Here is a 24,814-nt window from a genome sequence, read left to right on the forward strand (position 1 = left end):
TTTACCGTTGTCCATAGATAATTTCATCATCCGGCAACGGCCATACATAAATTTGTTGACTGGCCGGAATTGTAGTGCCTTGCTGTCCGACAATTGGTTCATTGAGCCGTTTATACGCGAAAAACAATTGTCCTTCGGCAAACATTTCTTTCCGATATTCCTTCAGTAGTTCGGTTCGGAGTTTGGCGTTTGTCGAAATATCCACTTTCTGACCAATGCCTCGATGTTCACGGACCTCGTCAAGCCATGCTGCAGCCTGAGCGGGTGCTGTTTCGTAGCTACATTCGGCGGCGATATAGTAGATTTCACTCAAGCGGATCGCCGGAGCTACCAAATAATGAAGATTGGCAGCAAAACTGTCACCCAACGTATTCCGGCGATATTTGTGAATAGATGATATAAAGGAATTTCCAACGCTTACTGTTCCAAACCATTGTGTATAGCGCATGTCACCGCCACCGGCTCCTGCAACCTCGTAGATGGTTTTTGCCTCATCCTGATCCAAATAGATCGCGCTGTTGTTGTCCTGAAACCAGTCATTGTTATAGGTGTTGTTCATAGCCGGGATATACCAGGCAAACAACAGTTCTTTATAGAAAATCCGATCCTTTTTATCCGCATCGACAGCAAGGAAATCAGTGGCATTGGTCCATGGAAATTTTTTGGCATCAATCACTTCACGTGCGTTCAGCAATGCCTTTACTTTGTCTCCGCTGTAGAGATAGGTGCGTGCCAGCAGTCCACACACGGCATAATAGTTAAGCCGGTGCCTTCTATTCTGTAAAAAGAGGCTCTTGTCCTGTAGCTCCGAATTTTTCAACGTGTCACCGACAGTGGGATAACCAACCACATAGGATTTCAGGCGGATGGGGTCAACTTTCAGCAATTCTTTGGCTTCTTCCAGATCTCGGATTACTGAATCCAATAGTTGGGACACTGTGGACAATTTGGTAGACTTATTGGAATAGGTCGTTACATATGGAATGGCTTCGATTTTGTTATTTACAACCGGAGCCGGACCAAATAGGCGCAAGGCATCAAAATGCAGATATGCTCTCAAAGCCAGCGACTCACCTTTGATCAATTGATAATTGCTTCCCGTAAACAATTGTTTTTTACGGTCGATTTCCTCCAGTATCAGATTGGTATTAACAATACCATTGTATAGACCTTTCCAGATATTGTCCTTTCGGCCAATAAAATTACCGTCATTAAATTTAAACAACTTTGTCTGCTGATAACGCAACGGATCATTGCTTGATAATGCATAGTTCTGGACCAATACCTCCGGTGTTCCAATGGTTAGCTCCTTACCATAGAGATCATCTTTTGCACAACGCGTATATACCCCAATCAGGGCTTCCTTGAAACCATCTTCGGTGGAGAAGAGAACTGATTTGTCAATTTCGCTTTCTGGTTGTATATCGAGCCACTTGGAGCAAGAAAGCGTACTCAGGGCTGTGAACAGTATTAAAACTATAGTTAAATTCTTCATCTGTACATATTTTTTCCATCCTTCGGATGGGATTTACCATCTTTTATAATCCTGCCTGTAGGGTAAAAGTCAAACTTCGGGCAAATGGATACGTAATTCCACGTTCCACTTTCACCGAAGACCAACGAAAGATATCATTTGCAACAAGGCCGACACGCAGGCTTGACAGCGCCAATTTTTTCGACAGCGCTTTCCCTGCATCATAAGAAAGATTAAGAGACTGTAGGGCAAATAAGTTGTCCGGCATAATAAAACGCGAGGACACTCTTGTCTGTCCCAAATCCTGAATACTTTTGTAAAAGGTAACATCGCCAGGATTTTTCCATTTTTCCTCCAGAACCCTGCTATCCACATTGTAGCGTGGATCGGCATTTTCGACACGGTCTACCAAGGTTTGGTTATAGGTTTTACCTCCTATCCGCGTTTGGAAATAAGCGACCATCATAAATTGCTTATAGCGAAGTGTCCCTCCGAAAAATCCTTCCATTGTTGGTGTAGCTACTCCAACGACATCAATATCCCTTGCATCCCAGTCATACGACAACGTCCCGTCTTTTTTAATAAAAACTTCCTTTCCATTCTCGGGATCGATACCCAAAGAAGGAACGGCATAGATAGCGTCGAGGGATTGCCCTTCTTTATAACGAAGCAAAGGAACAGCCATTAAATCAGTTCCCTGCTGAGCTTCGTCGACACGTTCGTTGTAGCTCTTCAATGCGTTTGAAATACGGACGATTTTATTTCTGTTCCGCACCAAATTCGCCAATAGACTCAGAGTCCATTTTTCGTTTTTAAGGGCAATCCAATTGGCATTGAGCTCAAATCCTTTATTTTCAAGGTCCCCCAGGTTTTCTTTATAAGAGCTAAATCCGGTAGAAGGTGCCAGGTTAATATCAGCCAAGATATCACGGGTTATCTTATGGTAGTAGCGTGGCGAAAGGGTCAGACGATCGTGCCAAAGGCCTAGATCAAGACCAACATCGGTACTTTGGGTCTTTTGCCAGGTCAGGTTTTCATTGCCATAGTTACGCACGATACTTCCCAGCCCCGATGAGTACCAATTGCTTTTATCGTAACTATAGGTTGTCCGCGACATGTAAGGATCGAACTGCACAGATCCCGTCAGCCCCAGTGTTGCACGCAGCCGCAGCTGGCTGACAACATCGTTGGCGAACCATTTCTCCTTGTGCATATTCCAGCCGATACCAGTCGACCAAAATGGTGCGGTGCGCTTATTTGCCCCAAATTTTGAGGAGCCATCAATTCGGACCGTTGCATCCATCAGATAGCGGTTATCATAGGAATAGTTAGCACTTAAAAAAGCTCCAAACAACCTGGAGGCACCCAAACTGCTCGACGGGCTCGCATTCTCAGCATATCCCTTGGCAAATCCTACACTTGTAAACCGATCATTCGGAAATCCGATCGCTTGAAATGAACGCTCGTCATAGCTTTCTGTCCGTATATTGGTTCCCCCCACCACATTGAAGCTATGTTTATCAATCGTACGCATCCAATTGAGACGTATGTTTGCATCCCAGTACAATTCATTGTTTGTATAACTGGTATAACTACCCTTTTCGTCTGTTTGTGCCGTAGGATAGAAATAAAAGTCATTAGCTAAGGGCGAGCGGAAATTATCATCGGTATTCAAACGTTTCAACAAACTTACCTGTCCCCGGAGACGCAGCCCATTACTCAGGTCAAAATCCCCCGAAAAATTGTTCAGCAGTTCGGTATAGCCCAATTTATTGAAGCTATTCAATGTCGCATTATAGAGTGGATTCAAGACGTATTCCCGTTGTGCACTACCTGAGTTTGCAACCCTTGTCCATACATCCGCCTCCTGTATAATATTGCCCTGATCATCTGTCATGCGGTAGTAAGGATTCATTCTTACATAATCCGCAAAATTTCCATAGGGCGATTCACGCCCGTCTACCACGGTTACGGCAAGCTCATTCTGAAATCTAAATTTATCCTTTAGGTTATAACTAAAGTTTAGCCCACCCGAATATTGATTTCTTCCCGATCCCTTCATCACACCGGGTCTGGTCTGATAACGCATGTCTACGCCATAGCGAAAACTTTCCGACCCACCTTCTAGATAGAGACCATGCTTTTGTCCGACCGCGGTCCGTACTGGCTGTGACAGCCAATAGGTGTCAACACCGCCAAGCACATTTGCTAGTTTCTGATAATACAGCTCATCCAATGCATCCTGTGGTTGGCGCTGAATTGTTGCATCATACAACCCAGCCAGTTTTTCATAGGCCAATTTATCAGCAGCATGCAATACATCGTATCCTGTCAAATCCGGCATATTTATATTGCTCTCATGCGTATAAGTCAATTGCAATTTCCCGTCCCTGGGCATCTTAGTCGTTATTACCATCACACCATTGGCCGCTCTCGAGCCATATATGGCTGTAGCAGCAGCGTCTTTCAAGATCGTGACACTTTCAATACGGGTCATATCCAGATCGAGAACCTTCTGTACACTCACTTCGAAACCGTTTAATATAAAAGCCGGCATATTGATAGTTGTAGTGATATTATCCCTCCGCAGCACTTCGTTCCCGCCAGTAGGCAAAGATGAAGATCCGCGCACATTGATATTCGGCAAGGCATTGGGATTGGATCCAGCAAGATTATTGTCGAGCAATTTAAACGATGGATCGAATACCTGCATGGCTTGGAGGACGTTTTGTGGATTTACCTGTCGCAGCTCGTCGCCACTTTTCGTAATCGCCGTTCCTGTGTAGGAATCTTTTTTTAGCACTTGGTACCCCGTTACAACGACCTGCTCAAGAGCATTCGCTTCTTCCTCCATCACTACACTGTACTCATCCTTGTTTTCGGCCAAAGCGAGCGTGAAGTTTTTATAGCCAACCCTACTGAATGTAAGCGGTTGCATAGTACCGACAAAAGAAAAATGCCCATCTTTATCGACCACTGCGATGGTATTGCCCACCTGTGAAATATTCACGTCGGAAAGCGGCTTTTGGTCTTTCCCAAGGACTTGTCCACGAATCTGCTTCTGGGATGGTTTTTCTACCTGGGGGAGGCTTTTGGGCTCGGATTTCCGTGAACTGGCTTTCCTTTCGAGAAAAATTGTCTTTGATTCAATCGTGTAGCCGATTTCCTGCTGACTTAAAATTTTATCAAGAAATAATTTAAGGGGCATTTTGTCCGCTTTAATTGAAATTGACTTTGCCGATTCCAATATCTTTTTGGCTCCGAGCACCTCATAGTTCGTCTGAAGTTTGACCGCCTGCAGCACATCCATCAGTGGAACATTGTGCCCGGCATAGGTAACGGTTTGCGCATTTACCTTATGGCCCAGCTGGAGTAAGACAGCAAAAACGAGCCATAAAAGGGGTTTGGTCGCTTGTGAAAAACAACTTAATTTCATTAATTCTAGTTAGTTTAGTTAGGTTAGATTGCAGGATCCACTGATTAGATGAAAGGATCCACTGTCCAATTTGTTAATTCATATCGTTTGGTGAAGTATAATTTTTCGTTCTTTATTACCCTCCTTTCTGTGCTTTAGGATCATTTTTTTCAATAATGAGTTTCCCATTTTCCGTCAAATGGTACGACAGATCCTGGTCTTTTAATATTTTAAGGATAGTTGATAACTTGCTCGTTCTGAATGTTCCACCGAAAAAGGAAACATTAGGCACATCGCCCTTATACACGACATCTATGGCATACCATTGGGACAGTTCATCCATCACTTGTCGAAGTGATTTTCCGTCAAAATTAAATTTGCCATATACCCAAGCCATTTCTTGTTGTACGTTTACCGGATGTTTGGTCAACTCTGTACCTGTGTTGACAGACTGATCGCCGGGCAATAAGGTTACTTTTTGACTTCCGAGCAGCGTCGTTACCATTACTTTACCTTCTAACAAAGTGGTCTTTGTAGGTACCGATGTCTGATAGGCATTGATATTGAAGTGCGTTCCAAGTACTTGTACTTGCTGGTTTTTGGTATGAACTATAAAAGGCTGATCCTTCTTTTTTGCAACTTCAAAATAAGCCTCTCCACGGAGCGTTACCTCGCGTTTATCTTTAGCGAATACTGTCGGATAAGAAAGTGTCGTCCCGGCATTTAGTTTAACCAGGGTTCCATCGGGCAGAGTGACTTCGTAGATACCACCCCGTGGGGTTTCGATTCTGGCAGACACCGCAGCATTGATCGGTGCAACTTCATGTCCGTCTTCATAGCGTATGCCGCCGCCATCGATAACAACTTGTTTTTCGCCTTTATTCAAAGCATATTGCCTACCGTCCGAGAGTGTGATAACAGCCTGATGGGAAGCTGGAAGCCGATCATTTACAACCTCCCGCTGCGTTTCAACCAGCCGGTTGCTATCCTTATTCCAATACCAAACCACAGAAAGAGCCAGCAGCACACTGGCGGCAGCAACGTAAGGCAATAGACGTTTCAGGAGCCCAGGTCCTTTCTTTGAAGTATGGAAGGAAATTTTAGCTTTTAATGACTCAAAATTACGTCGCGTTTCAAAATCCTGTAGACGCGTATAAGCATCACGCTGCAGCTTCTCATCAAGACAACGTTGATAGATCTGTTTGTTCCTTTCGGATTCCTGTAGCCAACTCTCCAAAAAAAATCGATCTTCGCCTGTTAGCGTTCCCTGCATTTTTTGGAGAATGAGTGCACTGATACGGATGAGTTTTTCTTCTTCTTTAGGATCCATTTTGAGCTATTTCATCTATAGATACCACACCGATTGAAAAAAGTACCAAAAACAATTAAAAAAAAATTAAATTTTCCCAAAAAGAACGATTAATGACAATAGGTAATTAAAGGAATCTCGTCTCAAATGCTGCCGCAGCAGACCCAGGGCACGTAATTTTTGGTTTTTTACCGTCTGAATATTAATCTGCAGTAGATCAGCAATCTCCTGATTACTGTTGCCTTCGAGGTAGCTCAGCTGTATTATTTCCCGTGCTTTGGGTGGAAGTTTTTGAATGGCATCGTAGAGTTCGGCCATTGTTTCGGCATAGACAAGCTCATGCAAATGGGATTTTTGATCCTGTTCCTGCTGCTCCACATAGCTATCGACCCGATTTATCCTTCGCTGCCGGGCAGTCTGCTTATTGAGTCCTACATGGCGGGTGGCCTGATAGAGTGCCGCTTTCAGATGGGATAAACTTTCAAAACTTCGTTTGCTCTGCCATAACCGTATAAATCCCTCCTCGGCAATGTCTTCCGCTTCTTTGCTTTCCTCTACAAAGCTCGATGCATATAAACAAATACGACTGAAATAACGGTTATATACATAAGCGCAAGCGCGCTCCTCCCCATTTAGGAAATCTTCAAGCAGCTCTTTCTCGCTCGTATACTTCATGGGTAGATTCGTTTAGCTAGCGGTTAATCTTTTCGTGGATAAAGATAACTAAAAAGAATGGATACTTCCTATGATTGGCCTATCCCTAAATTCTTCCTACTATTTTTTCAAAATTTCCACTCGTAAACCATAAATTTTTCGGCAAAGCGCATTAAAAACTAAGTAAAATCAATAATATATCCAGAACTAACCACTTACCCTTGTTTGTTTATTAACAATTCCACTAACTTTGAACCGTGGTCTTCTAAAACCAAACCTAATCCGATAAATCAACCTATTCGCAATATGATACCTCGTTCCAAAAAATTCGCTATAAGCACATTTCTCCAATATCTTATTAAGACAATATTATACTTAATTACCTGCTCCACCTACTGCTTTGCGCAGACGGGGCGGTCAGCAGTTCATGAGATACCGAGATCTGTCATTGAACGGGTTCAGACGGCTTCCATAAAGATGTTTGGCATTGACAGTTTGAGCGGACAGCAAAACAGTGCTCCCTTTAGTGGGGTAATTGTCCATTCGGACGGAACAATTCTTACTGTGGCACATGCTACAAGGCCCGGCAATTTCTATCGCGTTATTTTCTCCGACGGAACGCAAGGGATTGCCAAAGCGCTCGGAAGGCTAGTCGTTGATCAACAAAGTAACTTGCCCGATATTGCCATGATGAAAATGCTAGGCCAGGGCCCCTGGCCTTATGCTGAAATGGGCTGGTCGTCATCCATCACTGAAAACCAGCTTTGCTTTGGGCTATCGTATCCCGAAACACTACCTTTCAACATTCCTTTTCTACGGACGGGACGCATTCTAAAGAAATTGGACAACTTTGGGTTTATTCAAAGCAGCAGCATAATGGAACCCGGTGATTCCGGAGGTCCATTATTTGATGCCCTGGGCCGTGTAATCGGTCTTCACAGCCGTATAGATGGTGCTGAAGGCATCAATTTTGAGGTTCCTATAAACAGTTACCGGAGTTATTGGCAGTCGCTGACCAATCCAGTTGTTATCAGCAGTTATCCTGTATCAACCGATTCAATCGGTAAAGATCCTCAGCAAAAAAAACTATTTAAATTGGGGATCAAAAAACCTGCGAAACATCCGAAAACAAATTTTCAGCCCATCCAGATTAGCAGTACATTAGATGGCGACAGCATACTGCTATTAGGTACAGCATTTAATTTGGGAAACAATAAACAGGTCATCTTATCCAAAAGTAGTCTTATTGGCGAAGCACCAATCGTCAAAATAGGTAACAGGATTCATGTATTAAGAATTCTGCTCAGAGACGAAAAAAGCGACTTGGCAGCGCTCGTCAGTGATCATCAATTTCCGTCAGTCGATGTATCGAAGGTAGCCCGGCAAAGTATTTCTGATTCTTTTGTTGGTTTAAACCTGTGGTCGCTTCTTGGAGACGATCAGCGTAAATTCGGTGTACTGGGCATGTCATCCCAAACCTTCCCACGTTTACCTGTTCCCGGAACTTTCGATGCACAAATGCAGGAAATAGAAGGCCTTCCGACCTTAACAAAAGTAGATAGCATGGGTGCCGCAGCCCGGGCTGGACTTCGTGTCGGCGACCGTATGCTTACACTAAATAATCGCGATGTGTCAAGCGCCATCAAAATAAATGCGGTGATGCAGCAATTTTCTGCCGGCGATACGCTGCAGGTTCAATACCGACGTGGAGCTGCAGATCTATACACAAATGTAATTCTTTCTAATTGGCCCGTCAGGGAAAATCCACACCCTGCAAACAATATTCCAAAAGGAAAGTCAGTTCGCAGGGATAATTTTTTGCGTGTATTTCTTCATGACTCACGCATTCATGCCGACGAATGTGGAAGTCCGGTAGTCGATAGCAAAGGTAACTTTATCGGGCTCAATATAGCCCGATTTAGTCATACAGCTTGCCTGGCGATCCCAAGAGATACCATCCTAGCCTTTTTATCCACAGTCGAACACATGCTCTAGCACAAGAAAAGATAAAGTCATTAGGAAATTTTTAGTACCGTTGCGATACTGTTTTGAACAAAACTATCGGGTATGGAGACCACTAGATCATTATCGAGTTGTTGAAACGCTATACGATCGTTAGTTCCGAGTAACTGTACCTGACCAACTTTTCTCGAATTGGGGGCTAAACGACCCAATGACTTTATTCGGAGCTGCTTTTTGGTCAACGTTCCCATTATAAAAGCGTACATGACATTTCCTTTTGTCGTGAAGCGCACATCATCGCCGGTAAAAGCTTTTCCCTTCCCTTCATTAAAGCCCTGCACATGCAGTGAAGGAGCTTCCTCCTGTGCAGGCCCCTCACCAAAAATATGCCATGGTCTTGTTCCTATGATTGCTTCACTGTGAACTGCCATCCAGCCTCCTATTCCCGTTACGACCTCCTTTGCACGGTCGTCGATGGAACCGTCACCGCGTAATGGTACACTTAACAATAAGTTGCCGTTTTTACTGACGACATCAATCAGCATATGAATTACGGTTTTAGCCGATTTATAGTGATTATTCTCATAAATCCGGCGATCATAGTGCCAAGAACCGATACAGGTACAGGTCTGCCAGGGCTGCGGTTCAATGGTGTTGCTCTGTCCACGTTCAATATCCCATACCAGGCATTTTCGTTGTTGTTCATTCAGGATTTTTCCATTGATTACCACATCAACCTTGCCTTTATTTGCCTGCACGCTTTTATTATAAAAATCGGCTGCGATCTCCAGGCCAACATTGCTTATTGGATAAAGTGGCAGCACCGTATCGTCAAAATAAACGATATCGGGTTTGTAATTGTTGATCAATTCCAGGGTCCGGGCCTTAAAGTTTTCGCAATAGGCCTTTGTTGGCACACTTACCCCTGAATTTACATCCCAATGCCATTGCCGATGAACGGTGTTATCATCCTTACTATCCAAACTAAGCGCATGATCCTGTGCATAAAGCTCCTGCGGATCGTATGCTGCCCACCATTTTCCTGCGCCATCCTTTTTCGTTAGTTTCCCATCATAGGATATACCGGCAAACTTACCTTCTTTATCACTCCGTTGTGCCGTTTCATACCAGGTCCAGGCATGTGCCGCGTGTACGCTGACACCAAATTTCAGCCCTCTTTTTTTTGCAGCGCTTTCCCAACCCTTTATAATATCTTTCCTGGGGCCAACATTTACACTATTCCATTTATGGTGGCTGCTGCGATAAAGGTCCAGATTATCATGATGATTGGCCAAAGCCATAAAATACTGGGCTCCGGCATTTTGATACAGTTCCATTAACTCTTCCGGATTCCAATTTTCGGCTTTCCACTGATGGATAACATCTTTAAAACCAAACACCGAAGGGTGTCCATATTTTTCGACGTGATAATTATACTGATCGGATCCCTCCTGATACATACCCCGCGCATACCAATCGCCGCGCTCGGGCTGACACTGCGGGCCCCAGTGCGCCCAGACACCAAATTTGGCATCCCTGAACCAATCAGGTACCTGATAATTTTCAAGTGAGCGCCAGTCGGGATGAAAAGGTACTCTTCCCAAATAGGTGTGTGCAGCGCTAAATTTGCCAAGGAAAAGCGTCGGAATAGTTGCACCGAGAAATTTAATTGCTGTTCTTCTGTCCATTATACAATGATCTTCGATCAGAATGCCTCGACACAAATTGCACGACAAAGGCATCCGGTTTATAATTTGTTATCTACTTGAATACCAAAAATACCTGTATTGGATCAGGAAAGAAACTACATAATCGATCAATACTAGTACAATATCGACACAGGATTCTTTTTGTTCAATGGAACAAAAAAAGGTGCCCTAAAAAGGACACCCCACCTAAAACTAACTATGAATAAATAAAAACATCTATTTTCCCAGATCAATTGTTCATGTCGTTCCCTTTCAAATTTTTGTTATTGTCCAGTTCGGCCTGTGGGAAGGGATAATACATGGCTTTTGCCGACCAGCCCGCTTTCTTTAAAGGCTCAAGCCAGGTAGGGTCAGCCATGCCCCAGCGCAAAAGGTCAAAATACCGCTGATATTCTCCCAAAAATTCGACAAATCGTTCATGCACGATAATACTTTTTATAGTATTCAACGCAACACCGTTTTTCACCAAACCTTTTGCAATCAGTCCATCTACGTCGGGAATTGTCCCGTTGGATTTTTGATACCAGAGATGCGGTTGCTCATCGGGGACGATATTATTGGCTCGTTTACGCACAAGATTGATGTATTGCTTTGCTCCAGCGATATCGCCACGTTCGTTAAGGCACTCCGCATAAAGAAGCAGAACATCACTATATCGGAAAATCCGGTCGTTGTTGCCGTTATCAAAATCCGCTATCTGAACATCGGGGCAGTATTTTCTCGTACCATAGAGATCCTTATTGGTCGCCAGATTTTTCATCCAGTCAGTATATGTGCTCACCTTACCGTCCAGCTGCGTAAATTTTGCACCATTCTCGCACCACAGCGTCATAAACTTTCTAGGATCTCCATCTTCAAATTCATCGTGGGCCATTTTATTGGGGGCCAAGTTCCACCAGGCACCACCCGTTCCGTCAAACATTCCGATTTCCTGCCACCGCCATGAACTCGATATATCGTCCCCTAGCCAACCTGGGCCATTGTAAAGTTGCACCTCGAAAACCGATTCTTGATTATTCTCTTTCTTTTCCAAAAAATTATCGCTGTATGCGGACATCAACTGATATTCCTTGCTATCAATAACGCTTTTCAATTGAATCTCGGCATTTGCAAAATCCGCTGGCTGTCCTTTTGCCAAAATCGGTTTGTACAGGTAGGTTTTAGCCAAGTAAGCCTGTGCTGCACCTTTGGTTGCCCGACCGATCATTTTACTGTCGGCATAGAGTGCTGTCCGCGTTGGCAACAATTCCGATGCCCTCTTAAAGTCATCCACGATTAGGGCATATACGGCCCCCGCCTGTGCATTGCCGGGATAGTAATCTTCGTTGGTCTCGACAGGTTTATTGATCAGCGGAATGGTTTCGCCAAACAACATGCTCAGGTGCAAATAGTTCAGTGCTCTCAAAAAATACGCTTCCCCCAAGAGTCTATTCTTTCTATTTTGATCTATTTCGCCTTCAAATTTCTGAATCCGATCGATGGCTAAATTAGCCGCAAACACCCCGTTCCAAAAATCTCTCCAGGTCTGGGCTGCCATCCCATCGCTCGCAGGGGTATTGTAGGTATCCTGATATATGGGTTCCCATTTGAAGGTATGATTATAATCATCCCCAGGAGCCAAGAGCTCGAAATACAAACTGCGCGCATATCCACCCTGTGTGCGGCCGATTAACGCTTGGTAGGCCGGTATGACCGAATTTTCCAATTGATCTGCTGTTTTATAATAGGTGTCTGTCGACAATTCCTGCGGGTTGGAGAGATCCAGATTCGGTTTGCAGCTTGAAAACTGTATCAGCAATGCAGCAGCTGCGAGTTTTATATATTTTCTATTCATGATGTCAATAAGGGATTAGAATGTAAATTGAATACCCATAAAATACTCTCTTGAATTTGGAAAGCTCAACCCCCAAGGCGTTTGCCCATCGATACCACGGCTTAGATTGGAGCGTGTATCGCCCGAGCCCACTTCAGGATCATAACCTGAATACTTGGTAAAGGTCAGTAGGTTTTTTGCGCCTACGTAAAACCGCAGTCGGTCGATCTTCCAACGTTCAAGTCTAGGACTTGAAAAACTGTAACCAATGTTGACGACTTTGAGCCGCAAATAAGAACCATCCTCCACAAACCTGTTGGATGCCCTTAAATTTTGATTCGGGTCGCCGAGTACTGCACGTGGAATATTGGTATCTGTATTTTTGGGATAGATGGTCGTTTCACCGGATATGGGATTTTTGAAGACAAGCTCCTCCGCACGATAACGATCCAGAGTCGATGCAAAATTATTGTAGTAATGGTACATTCCCTCGCCCCAATAGCGGCTATTGTTGTAGATGTCGTTTCCTTTACTTCCCTGCCACATCATCGACAGATCAAATGTGCCAATCGAACTGTTGTAGTTTACATCAGCATTGAAGCCGTAACTAAAATCAGGTATTGGGCTTCCCAAAAAATCCTTATCCTGATCATTTAAGACCTTGTCGCCATTTCGGTCATTGAAGCGTACATCGCCCAATGCTGCGTGGGGTGCAAAAGCTTTATCGGCATCCAATTGTGCCTGACTGGTATATAAACCGTTGGTGGTGTAGCCCCAAAATTCCCCTACCGAACGACCAACTGCTGTTCTTGTGACGTTTTCACCCCCAGGAGAGATACTTCCCCATAAAATTTCATTATTGTTGCCCAGACTCAGCACGCGGTTTTTCACAAAAGAAATATTGGCGCCGATACGATAGCCAAAATTACCGACCTGATCTTTGTAGGAAGCCAGGATATCCCAGCCCCGATTCCGTATGCTACCGGCATTCAGCACGGGAAAGTTGTTACCATAGCCTGCGGTAAACGAAATGGGTACATTGATCAGCATGTCCTCGGTCTTTTTATTATAGTAATCAACTGTCAAAGCCAATTTATGATCAAAAAGCTCCAGATCGAGACCAAGATCAGTTGAATACTGACTTTCCCATTTTACATTCGGATTCGAGGGAGTCTGTGGCAGGGCCCCCGTGACCATCACATTGTTCAGGTAATACCAGACATGGTCGAAACTAACTGTCCGTTGATACTGATATTGTGCAATATCCGAATTACCCAGAAGCCCGTAACTAGCTCGGAGCTTCAATTCGCTGATTGCAGGAAACGCTTTCATAAAGGATTCCTGGCTGATGCGCCAGCCTGCAGATACCGAAGGGAAATTTCCATAGCGGTATTGATTACTGAAGTTGGCCGATCCATCCCGCCGCATGTTAAAGGTCAACAGGTAACGATTGTCATAATTATAGTTGATACGCCCCAGCATGGAATACATGGCCGACTGTCCCACACCTGACCCCACAAGACGGGAACTCGCCAGGGATGCCGAATTAAGGATCAAAACATCCGGACTCGGCAAACCACGGGCCCCAGCATTGACAGCATTATACCGGGATTCTTCTGAAGTGATTCCCGCCAAAGCCGAAATCGCATGCTTACCAAAGTTATTTTCATAAGTCAGCGTGTTTTCAAATAACCAGCGGTTATTCTGACTGCTGGAAATATTGAGTTCATCCGGATTATGGTTCTGATATTGTCCGACAGAGTAGTTACCTATATACCCCTCATTCCGCACCCGGCTAAGGTCGATCCCCATATTAAATTTGTAAACCAGGCCTTTTATAATCTCATAAGTAGCCCAGGCATTGCCGTTTACCGAAAAGTTGTCATTGACGTTTTTATTGAGGTATGCATTTGCCAATGCACTCTGAACATCCGTTCCATTGCCAGCTCCGGCAAAACCAGTGCTGCTGTTGGCATCGTAGAGCGGTAATGTCGAGGACCACTTTTGCGCATCGATGATATTTTTGTCGCTCCAGTTGCGGCGGGTGTAACCTAGGGAAAGGGTTTCGCCTATCTTGAGTTTTCCTTTGGTAAAATCAGAGATAAATTGGGCGCCATAATACTTATTTTTATCTTGAATAATAATGGATTTGTCTGTCGCATAGATACCGCTAAGCCGAAAATTGGCGTTTTGAGATCCGCCGGAAACCGAGAGATTATGCCGTTGATAATTGCCCGTCTGCAGCAATTCGTCCATCATATTATACCCGTGCCCGATGTCGGAGGGTTTAGACAGCGCGGCCAGATAATCTTTGCGCGAAGGATCCTTATTGTACATTTCCTCATTAATCAATTCGGCCAGTTGCTGTCCGTTCAGCAGAGGTATATTATGGGAAATATTTTTGATGCCGGCGAAGGCATTATAATCGAGCTTCACCTCTCCGGCTTTACCCCGTTTTGTGGTGACCAAAATAACGCCATTGGCCCCACGGGAACCATAGATGGCACTTGATGCGGCATCTTTCAAAACCTGAATGCTGGCAATATTATTTTCATCCGGCATAGCTCCGCCGATCATCCCATCCACGACATAGAGCGGATCGGTTCCGTTAATGGATCCAACGCCACGGATACGGATAGCGCCATTGGTTACCTGCACTCCAGGCACGGCGCTCTGAAGCGTAGCAATTGTACCACCAGGTACTTTCACCAGATCTTTGGTGTCCACAACAGCGATGGAAGAGGTCAGATCGACCTTCTTCTGTTTACCATAGCCTACCACCACAACTTCATCCACGGCAATTTCTGCGGCAACAAGTGGTATACTGATTTCCGAAGAATTACCGATTACATATTCTGCCTGATTATAACCCACATTGGATACAATAAGGACTTCTCCCGGATTGAGCTTGAGTACAAATTCGCCTTTCTCGTTTGTTGAAGTACTGAGGGTTTTGTCCTTCACTTTGATCGACGCCCCAATAATTGGTTTTCCTTGATCACTGATGATCTTTCCATGGATCACTTTTTCCTGAGCAGACAGTCGTCCAATGGACATTAACATGGAAGCCATTAACAACCACTTCACTTTCCTATTCCTTTCTTTAGGAAAACAAAAGAAAGAAGACACATAATTTCTGTTCATAATCTTTATTTAAGATAAATGTCTTTTTGCCCCTTGAGGCGAGTACTTGGTTATTTATTTATACAAATTGGTTATTTATTACTTATATGCTAACTGTGTGTGCTCACCGCTATGTGCTATCAGGTCACATATTAAGCTCGTTTCAACAGGCGGCATCCCTTAAAAATTCACTATTGCATTTACTCGATCATTTATTTAAAATGAACTGGCTTTTCGCCAATTGGTTACAAAGCAAAGCTATTGCTTTCAACAAAATCGCTTTGCAACGAATATTTAAAAGAAGGGTAAAAATGTTTAAAAGCTCTTATCGAAGACGGATGCCATTACTTTACGATATCGATCCAGAACCTGTCTTGAGACCAAAACAGAAAACCTATTGGGAGATCATTTTGAGAGATCTATTGAAATGCGGTGATCAGGTCGCCAAGCGAAAACAGTTTAACGCAAAAAAAAGCAATATTAATTTATAATCTTTTGAAGAAATATTAAAAATATTTTACATCTTTGAATTGACTTATGCAATCGATTGAATTAGCCATTTAACGCATATTTTGGATAGTTTATCCGACCTATTTTTTAAAGAAAAAACCAAACTTAATGGAATATTTTTCGCTATTGAAACACCATTCCGATGAAATCATCAAATTCATCGCTAATTGCGGTATATTTTCCTTACTTCTCAAAAATGGTAAGGTGATCCATTTTATACCGGACGACCCGGATCATTTTACCGAATGGCTCCATAGGAAAGGCATCAAAAATATTAAAAAATCACAATCTGTCGCTACTGAGGAGGAAATAGCCGTATAAGCGAATAACGAATGTTCACAATCCTAGGTAAAAGGAAGTTTCTTATCGACCAAAAATAGTACAATATTAACCAATTGAACCCTTACCCTCATTCCAGTGTATGAATGGCCAGTATTAAACTTCGCATGTCCTGCTGAATAGAACGTATGGTCGCCTGCAATTCATTGTGCATATTGGCCAGATCGTGCAGTTCCTGGGCAGCAAAAGTTCCACCATTCTTAAAATAAAGCTGCAGCAGGGGACTATCCGGTTCATCGTCCAAACCATATTGCAGCCAGCGCTGCCGCATTGTTTCTATCAATGACGAGTTTTCAGCGTTGCTAAAGTTTTTCTCGGATAAAATCCCCCAAACTGAGCTTGGGTAGACCTGCGCCTTATTATTTTGATACCAAATACTTTCAAGCATATTACGTTGCAGCTGCATCTTGACCTTTTTGCCTTTTGGGTTCAGTGTCATAAATCCCAATACCGCCGTACCGACCCCGCCAGCGATGCTCAATCCATTGTTGAGTCCATCATTTTTGACCGTGGTCGCCGTCACCGCTGTCACCGCTCCCAGAAGTATAGAAGCCACCGTCAAACGCGTCTGCGTTTTCGCATTCAGTTCGTCTATATATCCTGCGAGCTTATCGATACGCTCACCGTTACAGTCTAACTCTGCTGCAATGGCATTCAGTTCTGTCTCAAACAGCATGTACCTTTCGGTCATCTTTTGCCTTGCCGCCAATTTCAGCGTAGCATTATTCGCAGTCCCCAAATACTGGATAATGGGTTCTGCCAGATTGAGGTATTTGATCAGCACAAAATCATGGTAAGAAAAAATTTTCCTTATCTGAATACTGTCCGAGGCAGTGATTTCCTGTATTGGAATTGATGTATAGGCCACATTTGGCACACAGTAGTTTGTTGTCAACGTATGTACCTGAACATTGTTGATCAAGGTCGAACAGGCTGTCAACAGCAATACGGACAAAAAGAGAAAGGATCTGATCGTTAGAAGAATTATTTTCATTATCTGAGGTTATGCCTTATTTTTTACAACAATAACCTTTTCAGAATGTTTTTGCCCCCCCTTATTTACTTTTTTGGAAAACAAAAAGCAGGCCCTATATTTTTTTGAAAATCCGCACAACAGGTCGATCACTCCATATTTTTTTAATATATTTAAAATGAAAACAGGAACCCATTGTAGACAGATACAATGCGGGTGCAAAATATACGAGCCTAGCAACATCAAAAGACCATTTATGAACAAAACCCTTTTTCGTAACCTATTTATTGTATTATCCTTCGTTGTGATACTCTTGCCCATTTACCCATCTATTCGGTCGTATTTCAGCAAAACATGTATTATTGAAAAATATGGAGTCAATTACAATGGGCAACGCAAAAAGCTGGGACTGCATCCTCTTCCAGCTAGCTGGGGCAGAAGAAATCTCGATTCGTGCATCATTTGGTATAATCCGAGCGGTAATACAGGACATCGCTGGAAAAACATCTATTTTAAAGGCTGCAGCATCAAAAAAGAACTCGATCTTTTTGCTTTCGGATATGATGCCGAAAAAAGACAATATACCAAGGTATTGGAAGTAACGACAGATTATGATTTACAGGAGAAAGTGTTGGATATCCGTTATAAAGTGCTGACCGCATCATACAATAAACAAATCGAAAAAGCAGAAGCTGACTCATTGATCAGCACTTTAGCGCTAAATGACTCCAAGTAATCCATCATCAGTAAACTTTCGATAAAAAACGGCATTGAACAATGTTCAATACCGTTTTTTATGGACATATCATTTTTACTTCCAGATACGAAGTCTTTCAAATTCACCATAACCTAACTGGTTGTTACCGGCAATCTGATAAAGTCCAACGCGCAGTCTTTTGCCGTTCAAATCGGGGCGTAGAAACGGTGTTCCGGGAAGATCCTTCCAGTCCATGCCATCTCCCGAGCAACGCAAAAAGAAATAATTACCGATCTTCTGAACCTGAAGGTAGGGCGAAAAATTTAGGCCGGTTCCTGTATTCTCTTCCTGAAAAATCTGTGGGCCGATGCTCCGCGAAAGATTGCCCAGGTTCCATCCCGTCAAAATACAATTGGTGATGTAGGCATCCTTACTATCCATGCGTTGAATCATGATACCGGCTTCATTTGATGTGCGTACTTTACGGGCTAAGCCTGCCACATCGCTTACCTTAACCTCTAGCGTGAAATCTCCCTCCAGCTCTTTATAAACAAAGGGGGCAAGAAGGTCTGCATCACCCCATTTTGTATTTTTAGACTGGATTTTCCAGGTTCCATTCAAGTAGGAAAGCGCTGTCTGCGTACTGTCGGTTCTTTCACTATATTGATAACCATCCCAGAAAGGAACTTTCTGATCCTTGGCCGAATAGCTTTCATTGTGTGCTGACTGTACCAATTGTGGCTTTTGCACCAAAATCCCTTCCACTACCGGCTTACTGACATGGCCAAAGGCATCCTTCGCCAGAACTTCGATAGATTTTCCAGATTCGAATGATTTAAAGAGATGGTAAGACTGTTGCTTCCAGCCTGAGCTCTCACCCTCAGAACGGAATAGATACCACATTCCCGGCTGTTTTTCGACCTGTGCAAATACCTGATCGGCATTGATCAGGTGCGGTGGAGAAAGCACCTGCGGAACATACCCGTCCAGCCCATTGGCCAAGCCAGCCTTCCACTGACTGAACTTCGCGGTTACCTCATCCGATGTTAAGGTGCCAGAATAGGCGCGAAAGAAATAAAATGGATAAGTCAGTTCGATGCTAGTCTTATTTACCCGCAGCAATTTGTCAGAAAACACCCGCTTTTCAGCCTTCCCATTGCGATAAAAGCGCTTTTTTCCTTTATCATACACAAACACAGCATGCTGCCAGGCAGCGCCATCGTACCAGTCAAAACCCAGCGTATACTGTTGCTGTCGGAGAATGTCTGTTAACGCCGCACTTTCAAAAGCCTTACCTTTCAATGCCAATCTATTTCCCGCTACCATGACCTCCGCATCGTCAAGCGTCACTAAGGTATCCATTGCTGTTCCTTGGTTCCGCAAAGTGCTGAGCTTTCCGAGATTTAAATCGTCAGTTTGCAGCGCAAAGAAATCCGATTTCGGGACTTCATTGGCCAAACTGGCCACTTCCTCCTCATCCAAGCTCGTATTATATACCTGCAAACTGGATACATAGCCCGAAAAATGTTGATCCAGCACATCCGAAGCCCCTAGGACAAAAACATCCCCGGGCCTGACAAACAGCATCCTATTTTCCTTGCGCTGCAGCTTTCCGTCCACATAAATAGACTCCTTATAGCCGTCAAAAGAAAATACAATATGATGCCATACATTTGCGCCCGGAACCGATGCATACCCCAAATCAGGCCAGGAGCCATGCGTGATGGCCCCACGTCCGGAATCTGTACCATAACCAAAAATCGCTTTACTGAGATCCTGCTGCCCCGACGACCAGGCAACCAACGGTTCAAACCGGGCAATGTCCGGATTATTAACCCATAGCGCAATACTATAAGAACTATTTGCAGCCAACGACTGTGGCACAGCGAAAGTCGAGCGCAACGCGGTAGCTCCATCAAAGAAGAATGCCTTTTTACCCTGATAATTTTTAACGGCCAAGGCATGTTCTGTACGGAACATCCCCCCGAGTAGCCCTTTATTCTGAATACCTTTTACCTGTTGCCCCTCCTGGTAATTGGCCGCATCGATATGGATTAAATTACCCAATGTTATTTCCTTGACGGGCATCGTTTGTGCTGCAGACCACAGCGTCTGTTGCGCAAGCTTTTGTGCATACACTTTCATGTTCCAAACGCCACGAGGAAGTCCATTCACTTGCGTGTTCAATACATGTAATCTAACATATCTTGCCATAGCTTTGCCGTGTTCAACAATAGGACTTGCCCAACGGTCATTATTCGAGCGATCTACAAAGCTTTTCCAGACAAGACCATCCACAGAAGTTTCGAGTCGATATTGATAGGCATAAGTTGGGTATTCAAACTGAATGGATATGGTCTGTATATCCAGCTTCTTACCCAGATCAATAGTTACCCAGGCCGGTCCTTGATTATTTTTGGCCCGCCATAGTGTTCCATTGTTGTTGTCGACTAAGAATGCAGGCCTAAAATCTGCGTTGTAGTAAGAGGAGGCCTGCACCGTTTTCCCAAAAGCCAAATCTACTGGCCCTGTAACTGTTGGAAGCAAATCTGGCACACCAGCATGTGTGGGCCGCACCTGCTCAATATCGCCGTCAGGCGTAAAGAATAGCTCGTCCATGGCAACCTGACGATGGAATCCGCCCCCAGCATGTGGATTGTTATGCCTGTGATAGACGATGAAATAACGATTATCCTGTTCAAGAATACTATGGTGTCCCGGACCGTGAATACTGCCATCCTCGTTTGTAATCAATATTGGATTGGTCGATGGAAATTCAAAAGGTCCCATCGGACCGATTTTACTTTTAACATATTGCACGCGATAAGTACCATCTTCACAATGCCCCGAGGAGTACATCAGGTAATAGATACCCTTACGCTTAAACATATAGGGCGCCTCAAAAAAGTCCTTTGCCACCGTATTGGGAATCAATGCTGTCTTTTCGAACGTTTTCATATCCCTGTTGAGTATTCCCACCGCACATCCATGATCGGGGTAGATTCCCCAGGTTCCCCAAAATAGATAAATACGGCCATCATCATCCCGAAAGGTTTGCCCGTCCAGAGTAATTACGCCTGGAATCATATAATTAGGGATCATCGATTTGCCTTCGGCTACCAAAGGTTCCCAGGGTCCCGTTGGGCTGTCGGCCACTGCCCCAAAAATTTCTACAGGCTGACTATAATAGAGGTAATATCGTCCGTCGTATCCCTGCGTCATATCAGGAGCCCAGTACCAGTGTGTATTGGGCCAGTTCATGGGTTGAATGGTCCAGTTCTTAAAATCCCTGGATGTCCATACCTGTGATGGCCCTGCTCCCCAGCCATTACCATCGGTGGTCGCATAGATATAATACGTATCCGCAATTTTCTTGATGCTCGGGTCCGCAAAATACCCGGGCAGCAGTGGATTCAATACATTAGGCTGTTGGTAGGGTTTCAACGACTGTGCCACCAGCCCTGTAAGCGACATAACCAGTACAGCCAAAATAGCGAAAGAAAAATAATGTTTCATGATAACACAAAGTTTACAGGTACATAAAAAACGATATCGCCATTCAATTGACTTTATAACAAATAAAATCTACGATAAATGTCTATTTAACATTAAATTTATAACTTCGATCATCGCATTACAAATTTTGAGGGCTAATAGGTTAAAAATGGGCTATTGAAGGTTAAAATCTACCCATAAATCGAGGGTACAATCCTTCATCTTTGTAAGAACAATGATCTTCGGCGTATTAAATGAGCAATAACATGTCAAAAATGAATCTTAAAAAAAGCTATTGGATCCTATTTGCGCTCGTATGCACACAGTTGCCAAGCAGCGTATATAGTCAACAGGACGAACACCCCGTATGGAAAGCAGTCAAAGCACAGCAAGCCACTTTAGGTGTTGAAGAGGGTGCCAAAAGCTTTACCCTCAAAAACCTCCATGTAGCTATCCTCAATGCATCGCAGACGCTATCTTCTTTTCGCCCCAACGGCGGCGAAAAAGATTTTGACTATACACCTGTTGAGCTCCTGAGCAAAAGAGACCGCAATAAGTTTTTTCATATCGGTGATATCAATATCAGTTTGCGCCGTCAGGGTGATACCCCCTGGACTTCCTACTCATCGGCGGCAGACCGTAAGCATGTCATCCCGATAAATCCGGCGAAAAACGATCTTGCAAGTGCAGATATCAGCCCTACGCTCAACAATATTCCGTTGAAGGTTGTACGCAGCTGGCGAGATGACGGAGGCGATCTGATCCTGAGTTTTGAGGTTTCAAATCCCAACGATTATCCCATCGAAATCGGCGCGCTGGGTATCCCACTTCCCTTCAACAACAACATGGATTGGAAAAATCTCGATCAGGCACATGCACAGAATGTCTTTTTCGATCCCTATATCGGCCAAGATGCGGGTTATCTACAGGTCAACCGCCTACATGGCAATGGGCCGAGTCTGTTGGTATTGCCCTATAAAAATGCAGGCTTTGAAGCCTACAATCCGCTCAATACAGACCCTACCCCCCGAAGTATTACCTTTGAGGGATTTCATGAATGGATGATCCACAGTAAGGCCTATGCCGAGACTGATTGGAAAGGCGTAGAACAATGGAATACACCGACTTCTACCCTCTTGAAGCCACATGAATCAAAGACCTTTGCCTTAAAATTTGTCCTCGCACCAAGTATCCGGCAAATTGAATCGGAGTTATTGAAAAACAATAGGCCTGTCGCTGTTGGACTTCCCGGATATGTTGTCCCCATGGACAATCCCGCCAAACTCTTTGTTAAGCACAACAAAGCGGTCAAAAGTGTCAGTGTCTATCCCGAAGGTGCATTGACCCTGACAAAAAAAGGAAGCACAGCTCAGCAATGGACCGAATACGAAGTGAAGGGCAACCGTTGGGGACGTGCACGGCTTACCATCAACTACAGGGATGGCATTACGCAGACGATCCACTATAAAGTAATCAAATCCGAAAAAGAAGTTGTACGGGATCTGGGCCATTTCCTCACCACCAAGCAGTGGTATGAAAATGACAAGGATCTCTTTGGCCGTTCACCATCTGTCATATCCTATGACTATGAAGAACAGCAGCCCATCACCCAAAATAGGAGCGCCTGGTTTGCAGGCCTCAGCGATGAAGCCGGAGCAGCAAGCTGGCTTGCCGCCCTGATGAAACAAGTACTGCAGCCCGATCAACAGGAAATAGCCAAATTGAAACGTTTTGTCAATGAGACCCTATACGGTCATATCCAGCATAAAGAAGGCGACAAGAAATATGGTGTTGTCAAAAGCCTTTTTTATTATGAACCAGATTCAATGCCAGCCGGTACCTACCGTTCGGATATCAACTGGAAAACCTGGTCTGCCTGGCCCAAAAAGGAAGCCGATGACATTGGACGATCCTACAATTATCCACATGTTGCGGCAGCACATTGGGTGATGTACAGGCTCGCCCGCAACTACAACAATCTGGTCAATGAGGAAACCTGGGACAAGTACCTCGAACGGGCTTACCAGACCAGTATCGCCATGGTCGAAAAAGCGCCTTATTACGCGCAGTTCGGTCAAATGGAAGGCAGTATCTTCCTTATCGTCCTCAATGATCTCCGTAAGGAAGGATTAACAACGATGGCCGACAAGCTTGAAGCCGCCATGCGCAAGCGAGCAGAGCATTGGAAAACCCTCAATTATCCATTCGGGAGTGAGATGCCATGGGATTCTACAGGTCAGGAAGAGGTATACCTCTGGTCGCGCTTTTTCGGCTTCGACGAAAAAGCTCAAGTGACGCTCAATGCCATCATTGCTTACATGCCTACCGTGCCGCACTGGGGTTACAATGGCAGTGCACGTCGTTATTGGGATTTTGTCTATGGCGGCAAGCTCTCCCGTATCGAGCGGCAGCTGCACCATTATGGTTCGGCCCTCAATGCCATTCCTGTCCTTACAGCTTATCGCGACCATCCGGACGACTTCTACCTGCTCCGTATCGGACATGCAGGTATGATGGGGGCCTTGGCCAATGTCACAGCCGACGGCTTTGGCCCGGGAGCGTTCCACTCCTACCCGTCCACACTAGCCAATGACGGCATCTCGGGCGATTATGGAACCGGCTTTTATGGTTATGCCGTAAATTCGGGGACCTACATTGTCGAACATCCCGAATTTGGCTGGCTGGCTTTCAGCGGTAATCTAAAAACCGAAAAACAACAGGTCAAGGTTGCCCTGACTACAGCCTCCAAGGGACGTGTCTTCCTGGCAAAAGAAAATCTTTGGTTGACCACAGATGCCGGAGAAATTGCCGAATTGCACTACGATCAAAAAGACCGCAGCGTCACCCTGATCTTTAATAATGAGGCAAAACAAAATAGCGCGAATATTCTGCTCAATGTAAATCCCGAAAGCCATTATGAGGTGGAAGGAATAAACAAAGATCCGTTGAATCGCTATGTAATACCCCTATCAACAAAAACGGTAAAATTGAAAAAGCTGAAGTAGAAAAGATCCAGACAACAGCCTACTAAAACATAGGCTATATCTTCGCTAGCGTCAATGCTAGAAACACAAGCGATTATAAGACTTCAAAAAGCGGGCTTTCATTTACATGGAAGCCCGCTTTGGTTTCGTAGCAGCAGCGCAGTTCAATTAATTTAAAAAATAATCCACTAAACTAATAGACTTTATTTATTATTCCCTATATTTGCTTATCATATTCAATCAACTAAACTTTTTTAACATTTAAGATCCCTTATGAAAAATCAACAATTCCACATTGCATCCATGCGAATGTGTTGCTAACACAAAACTACAGTGCTCTGCTGTAGAAACATTCCC

The 24,814-nt window shown here is 44.2% G+C and carries 13 protein-coding genes; 4 read left to right on the plus strand and 9 right to left on the minus strand.

Features of this window, described 5'->3' with window-relative positions; genetic code table 11:
• Position 1: 1 nt before the first annotated feature.
• The 4 genes from M2419_RS03705 to M2419_RS03720 form a co-directional block, all read right to left on the minus strand.
• The gene (locus M2419_RS03705; protein ID WP_120332417.1) at positions 2 to 1,495 is read right to left on the minus strand and encodes a RagB/SusD family nutrient uptake outer membrane protein; all 1,494 of its coding nucleotides are present in this window, start codon (positions 1,493 to 1,495) and stop codon (positions 2 to 4) included.
• A gap of 43 nt (positions 1,496 to 1,538) precedes the next feature.
• Entirely contained in the window at positions 1,539 to 4,910 is a 3,372-nt protein-coding gene (locus M2419_RS03710; RefSeq protein ID WP_259254247.1) for a SusC/RagA family TonB-linked outer membrane protein, read from the minus strand.
• Positions 4,911 to 5,025: 115 nt separating this feature from the next.
• The gene (locus M2419_RS03715) at positions 5,026 to 6,219 is read right to left on the minus strand and encodes a FecR family protein (RefSeq protein ID WP_259254248.1); all 1,194 of its coding nucleotides are present in this window, start codon (positions 6,217 to 6,219) and stop codon (positions 5,026 to 5,028) included.
• A gap of 66 nt (positions 6,220 to 6,285) precedes the next feature.
• Complete coding sequence (locus M2419_RS03720) at positions 6,286 to 6,873, minus strand: RNA polymerase sigma factor (RefSeq protein ID WP_153846251.1); 588 nt, start codon at positions 6,871 to 6,873, stop codon at positions 6,286 to 6,288.
• Positions 6,874 to 7,158: 285 nt separating this feature from the next.
• On the opposite strand from M2419_RS03720, the gene M2419_RS03725 reads away from it, so the two are divergent.
• Positions 7,159 to 8,847: a trypsin-like peptidase domain-containing protein gene (locus M2419_RS03725; protein WP_159727898.1), complete on the plus strand. Its 1,689-nt coding sequence runs from the start codon at positions 7,159 to 7,161 to the stop codon at positions 8,845 to 8,847.
• A gap of 20 nt (positions 8,848 to 8,867) precedes the next feature.
• Here the strand turns inward: M2419_RS03725 and M2419_RS03730 are convergent, their stop codons facing one another.
• The 3 genes from M2419_RS03730 to M2419_RS03740 form a co-directional block, all read right to left on the minus strand.
• The gene (locus M2419_RS03730; RefSeq protein ID WP_259254249.1) at positions 8,868 to 10,502 is read right to left on the minus strand and encodes an alpha-L-fucosidase; all 1,635 of its coding nucleotides are present in this window, start codon (positions 10,500 to 10,502) and stop codon (positions 8,868 to 8,870) included.
• A 250-nt stretch (positions 10,503 to 10,752) separates the two neighbouring features.
• Complete coding sequence (locus M2419_RS03735; RefSeq protein WP_259254250.1) at positions 10,753 to 12,357, minus strand: RagB/SusD family nutrient uptake outer membrane protein; 1,605 nt, start codon at positions 12,355 to 12,357, stop codon at positions 10,753 to 10,755.
• 15 nt (positions 12,358 to 12,372) lie between these two features.
• On the minus strand, positions 12,373 to 15,480 hold the full coding sequence (locus M2419_RS03740) for a TonB-dependent receptor (protein ID WP_159727900.1): 3,108 nt from the start codon (positions 15,478 to 15,480) through the stop codon (positions 12,373 to 12,375).
• A gap of 597 nt (positions 15,481 to 16,077) precedes the next feature.
• Between M2419_RS03740 and M2419_RS03745 the strand changes: the two genes are divergently transcribed.
• A complete protein-coding gene (locus M2419_RS03745; protein ID WP_153846256.1) occupies positions 16,078 to 16,290 on the plus strand; it encodes a hypothetical protein in 213 nt (70 codons plus the stop codon).
• Between the two features lie 88 nt (positions 16,291 to 16,378).
• Here M2419_RS03745 and M2419_RS03750 read toward each other — a convergent pair whose 3' ends face one another.
• A complete protein-coding gene (locus M2419_RS03750) occupies positions 16,379 to 17,302 on the minus strand; it encodes a hypothetical protein (protein WP_153846257.1) in 924 nt (307 codons plus the stop codon).
• A 235-nt stretch (positions 17,303 to 17,537) separates the two neighbouring features.
• Here M2419_RS03750 and M2419_RS03755 point away from each other — a divergent pair, with 235 nt between their 5' ends.
• Positions 17,538 to 18,017, plus strand: coding sequence for a hypothetical protein (locus M2419_RS03755; protein ID WP_153846258.1), 480 nt, complete (start codon positions 17,538 to 17,540; stop codon positions 18,015 to 18,017).
• Between the two features lie 75 nt (positions 18,018 to 18,092).
• Here M2419_RS03755 and M2419_RS03760 read toward each other — a convergent pair whose 3' ends face one another.
• The gene (locus M2419_RS03760) at positions 18,093 to 21,494 is read right to left on the minus strand and encodes a family 43 glycosylhydrolase (RefSeq protein ID WP_259254253.1); all 3,402 of its coding nucleotides are present in this window, start codon (positions 21,492 to 21,494) and stop codon (positions 18,093 to 18,095) included.
• 254 nt (positions 21,495 to 21,748) lie between these two features.
• On the opposite strand from M2419_RS03760, the gene M2419_RS03765 reads away from it, so the two are divergent.
• Complete coding sequence (locus M2419_RS03765) at positions 21,749 to 24,478, plus strand: DUF5695 domain-containing protein (protein WP_200845570.1); 2,730 nt, start codon at positions 21,749 to 21,751, stop codon at positions 24,476 to 24,478.
• Positions 24,479 to 24,814: the final 336 nt, after the last annotated feature.

Source organism: Sphingobacterium sp. BIGb0116 (assembly GCF_024808035.1).
Taxonomy (GTDB): Bacteria; Bacteroidota; Bacteroidia; order Sphingobacteriales; family Sphingobacteriaceae; genus Sphingobacterium; species Sphingobacterium paramultivorum.

Excerpts from the sequence above, each read along its gene's own strand:
- M2419_RS03705 (WP_120332417.1), bottom strand. The coding sequence starts at position 1,495 with ATGAAGAATTTAACTATAGTTTTAATACTGTTCACAGCCCTGAGTACG.
- M2419_RS03710 (WP_259254247.1), bottom strand. The coding sequence starts at position 4,910 with ATGAAATTAAGTTGTTTTTCACAAGCGACCAAACCCCTTTTATGGCTC.
- M2419_RS03715 (WP_259254248.1), bottom strand. The coding sequence starts at position 6,219 with ATGGATCCTAAAGAAGAAGAAAAACTCATCCGTATCAGTGCACTCATT.
- M2419_RS03720 (WP_153846251.1), bottom strand. The coding sequence starts at position 6,873 with ATGAAGTATACGAGCGAGAAAGAGCTGCTTGAAGATTTCCTAAATGGG.
- M2419_RS03725 (WP_159727898.1), top strand. The coding sequence starts at position 7,159 with ATGATACCTCGTTCCAAAAAATTCGCTATAAGCACATTTCTCCAATAT.
- M2419_RS03730 (WP_259254249.1), bottom strand. The coding sequence starts at position 10,502 with ATGGACAGAAGAACAGCAATTAAATTTCTCGGTGCAACTATTCCGACG.
- M2419_RS03735 (WP_259254250.1), bottom strand. The coding sequence starts at position 12,357 with ATGAATAGAAAATATATAAAACTCGCAGCTGCTGCATTGCTGATACAG.
- M2419_RS03740 (WP_159727900.1), bottom strand. The coding sequence starts at position 15,480 with ATGAACAGAAATTATGTGTCTTCTTTCTTTTGTTTTCCTAAAGAAAGG.
- M2419_RS03745 (WP_153846256.1), top strand. The coding sequence starts at position 16,078 with ATGGAATATTTTTCGCTATTGAAACACCATTCCGATGAAATCATCAAA.
- M2419_RS03750 (WP_153846257.1), bottom strand. The coding sequence starts at position 17,302 with ATGAAAATAATTCTTCTAACGATCAGATCCTTTCTCTTTTTGTCCGTA.
- M2419_RS03755 (WP_153846258.1), top strand. The coding sequence starts at position 17,538 with ATGAACAAAACCCTTTTTCGTAACCTATTTATTGTATTATCCTTCGTT.
- M2419_RS03760 (WP_259254253.1), bottom strand. The coding sequence starts at position 21,494 with ATGAAACATTATTTTTCTTTCGCTATTTTGGCTGTACTGGTTATGTCG.
- M2419_RS03765 (WP_200845570.1), top strand. The coding sequence starts at position 21,749 with ATGAATCTTAAAAAAAGCTATTGGATCCTATTTGCGCTCGTATGCACA.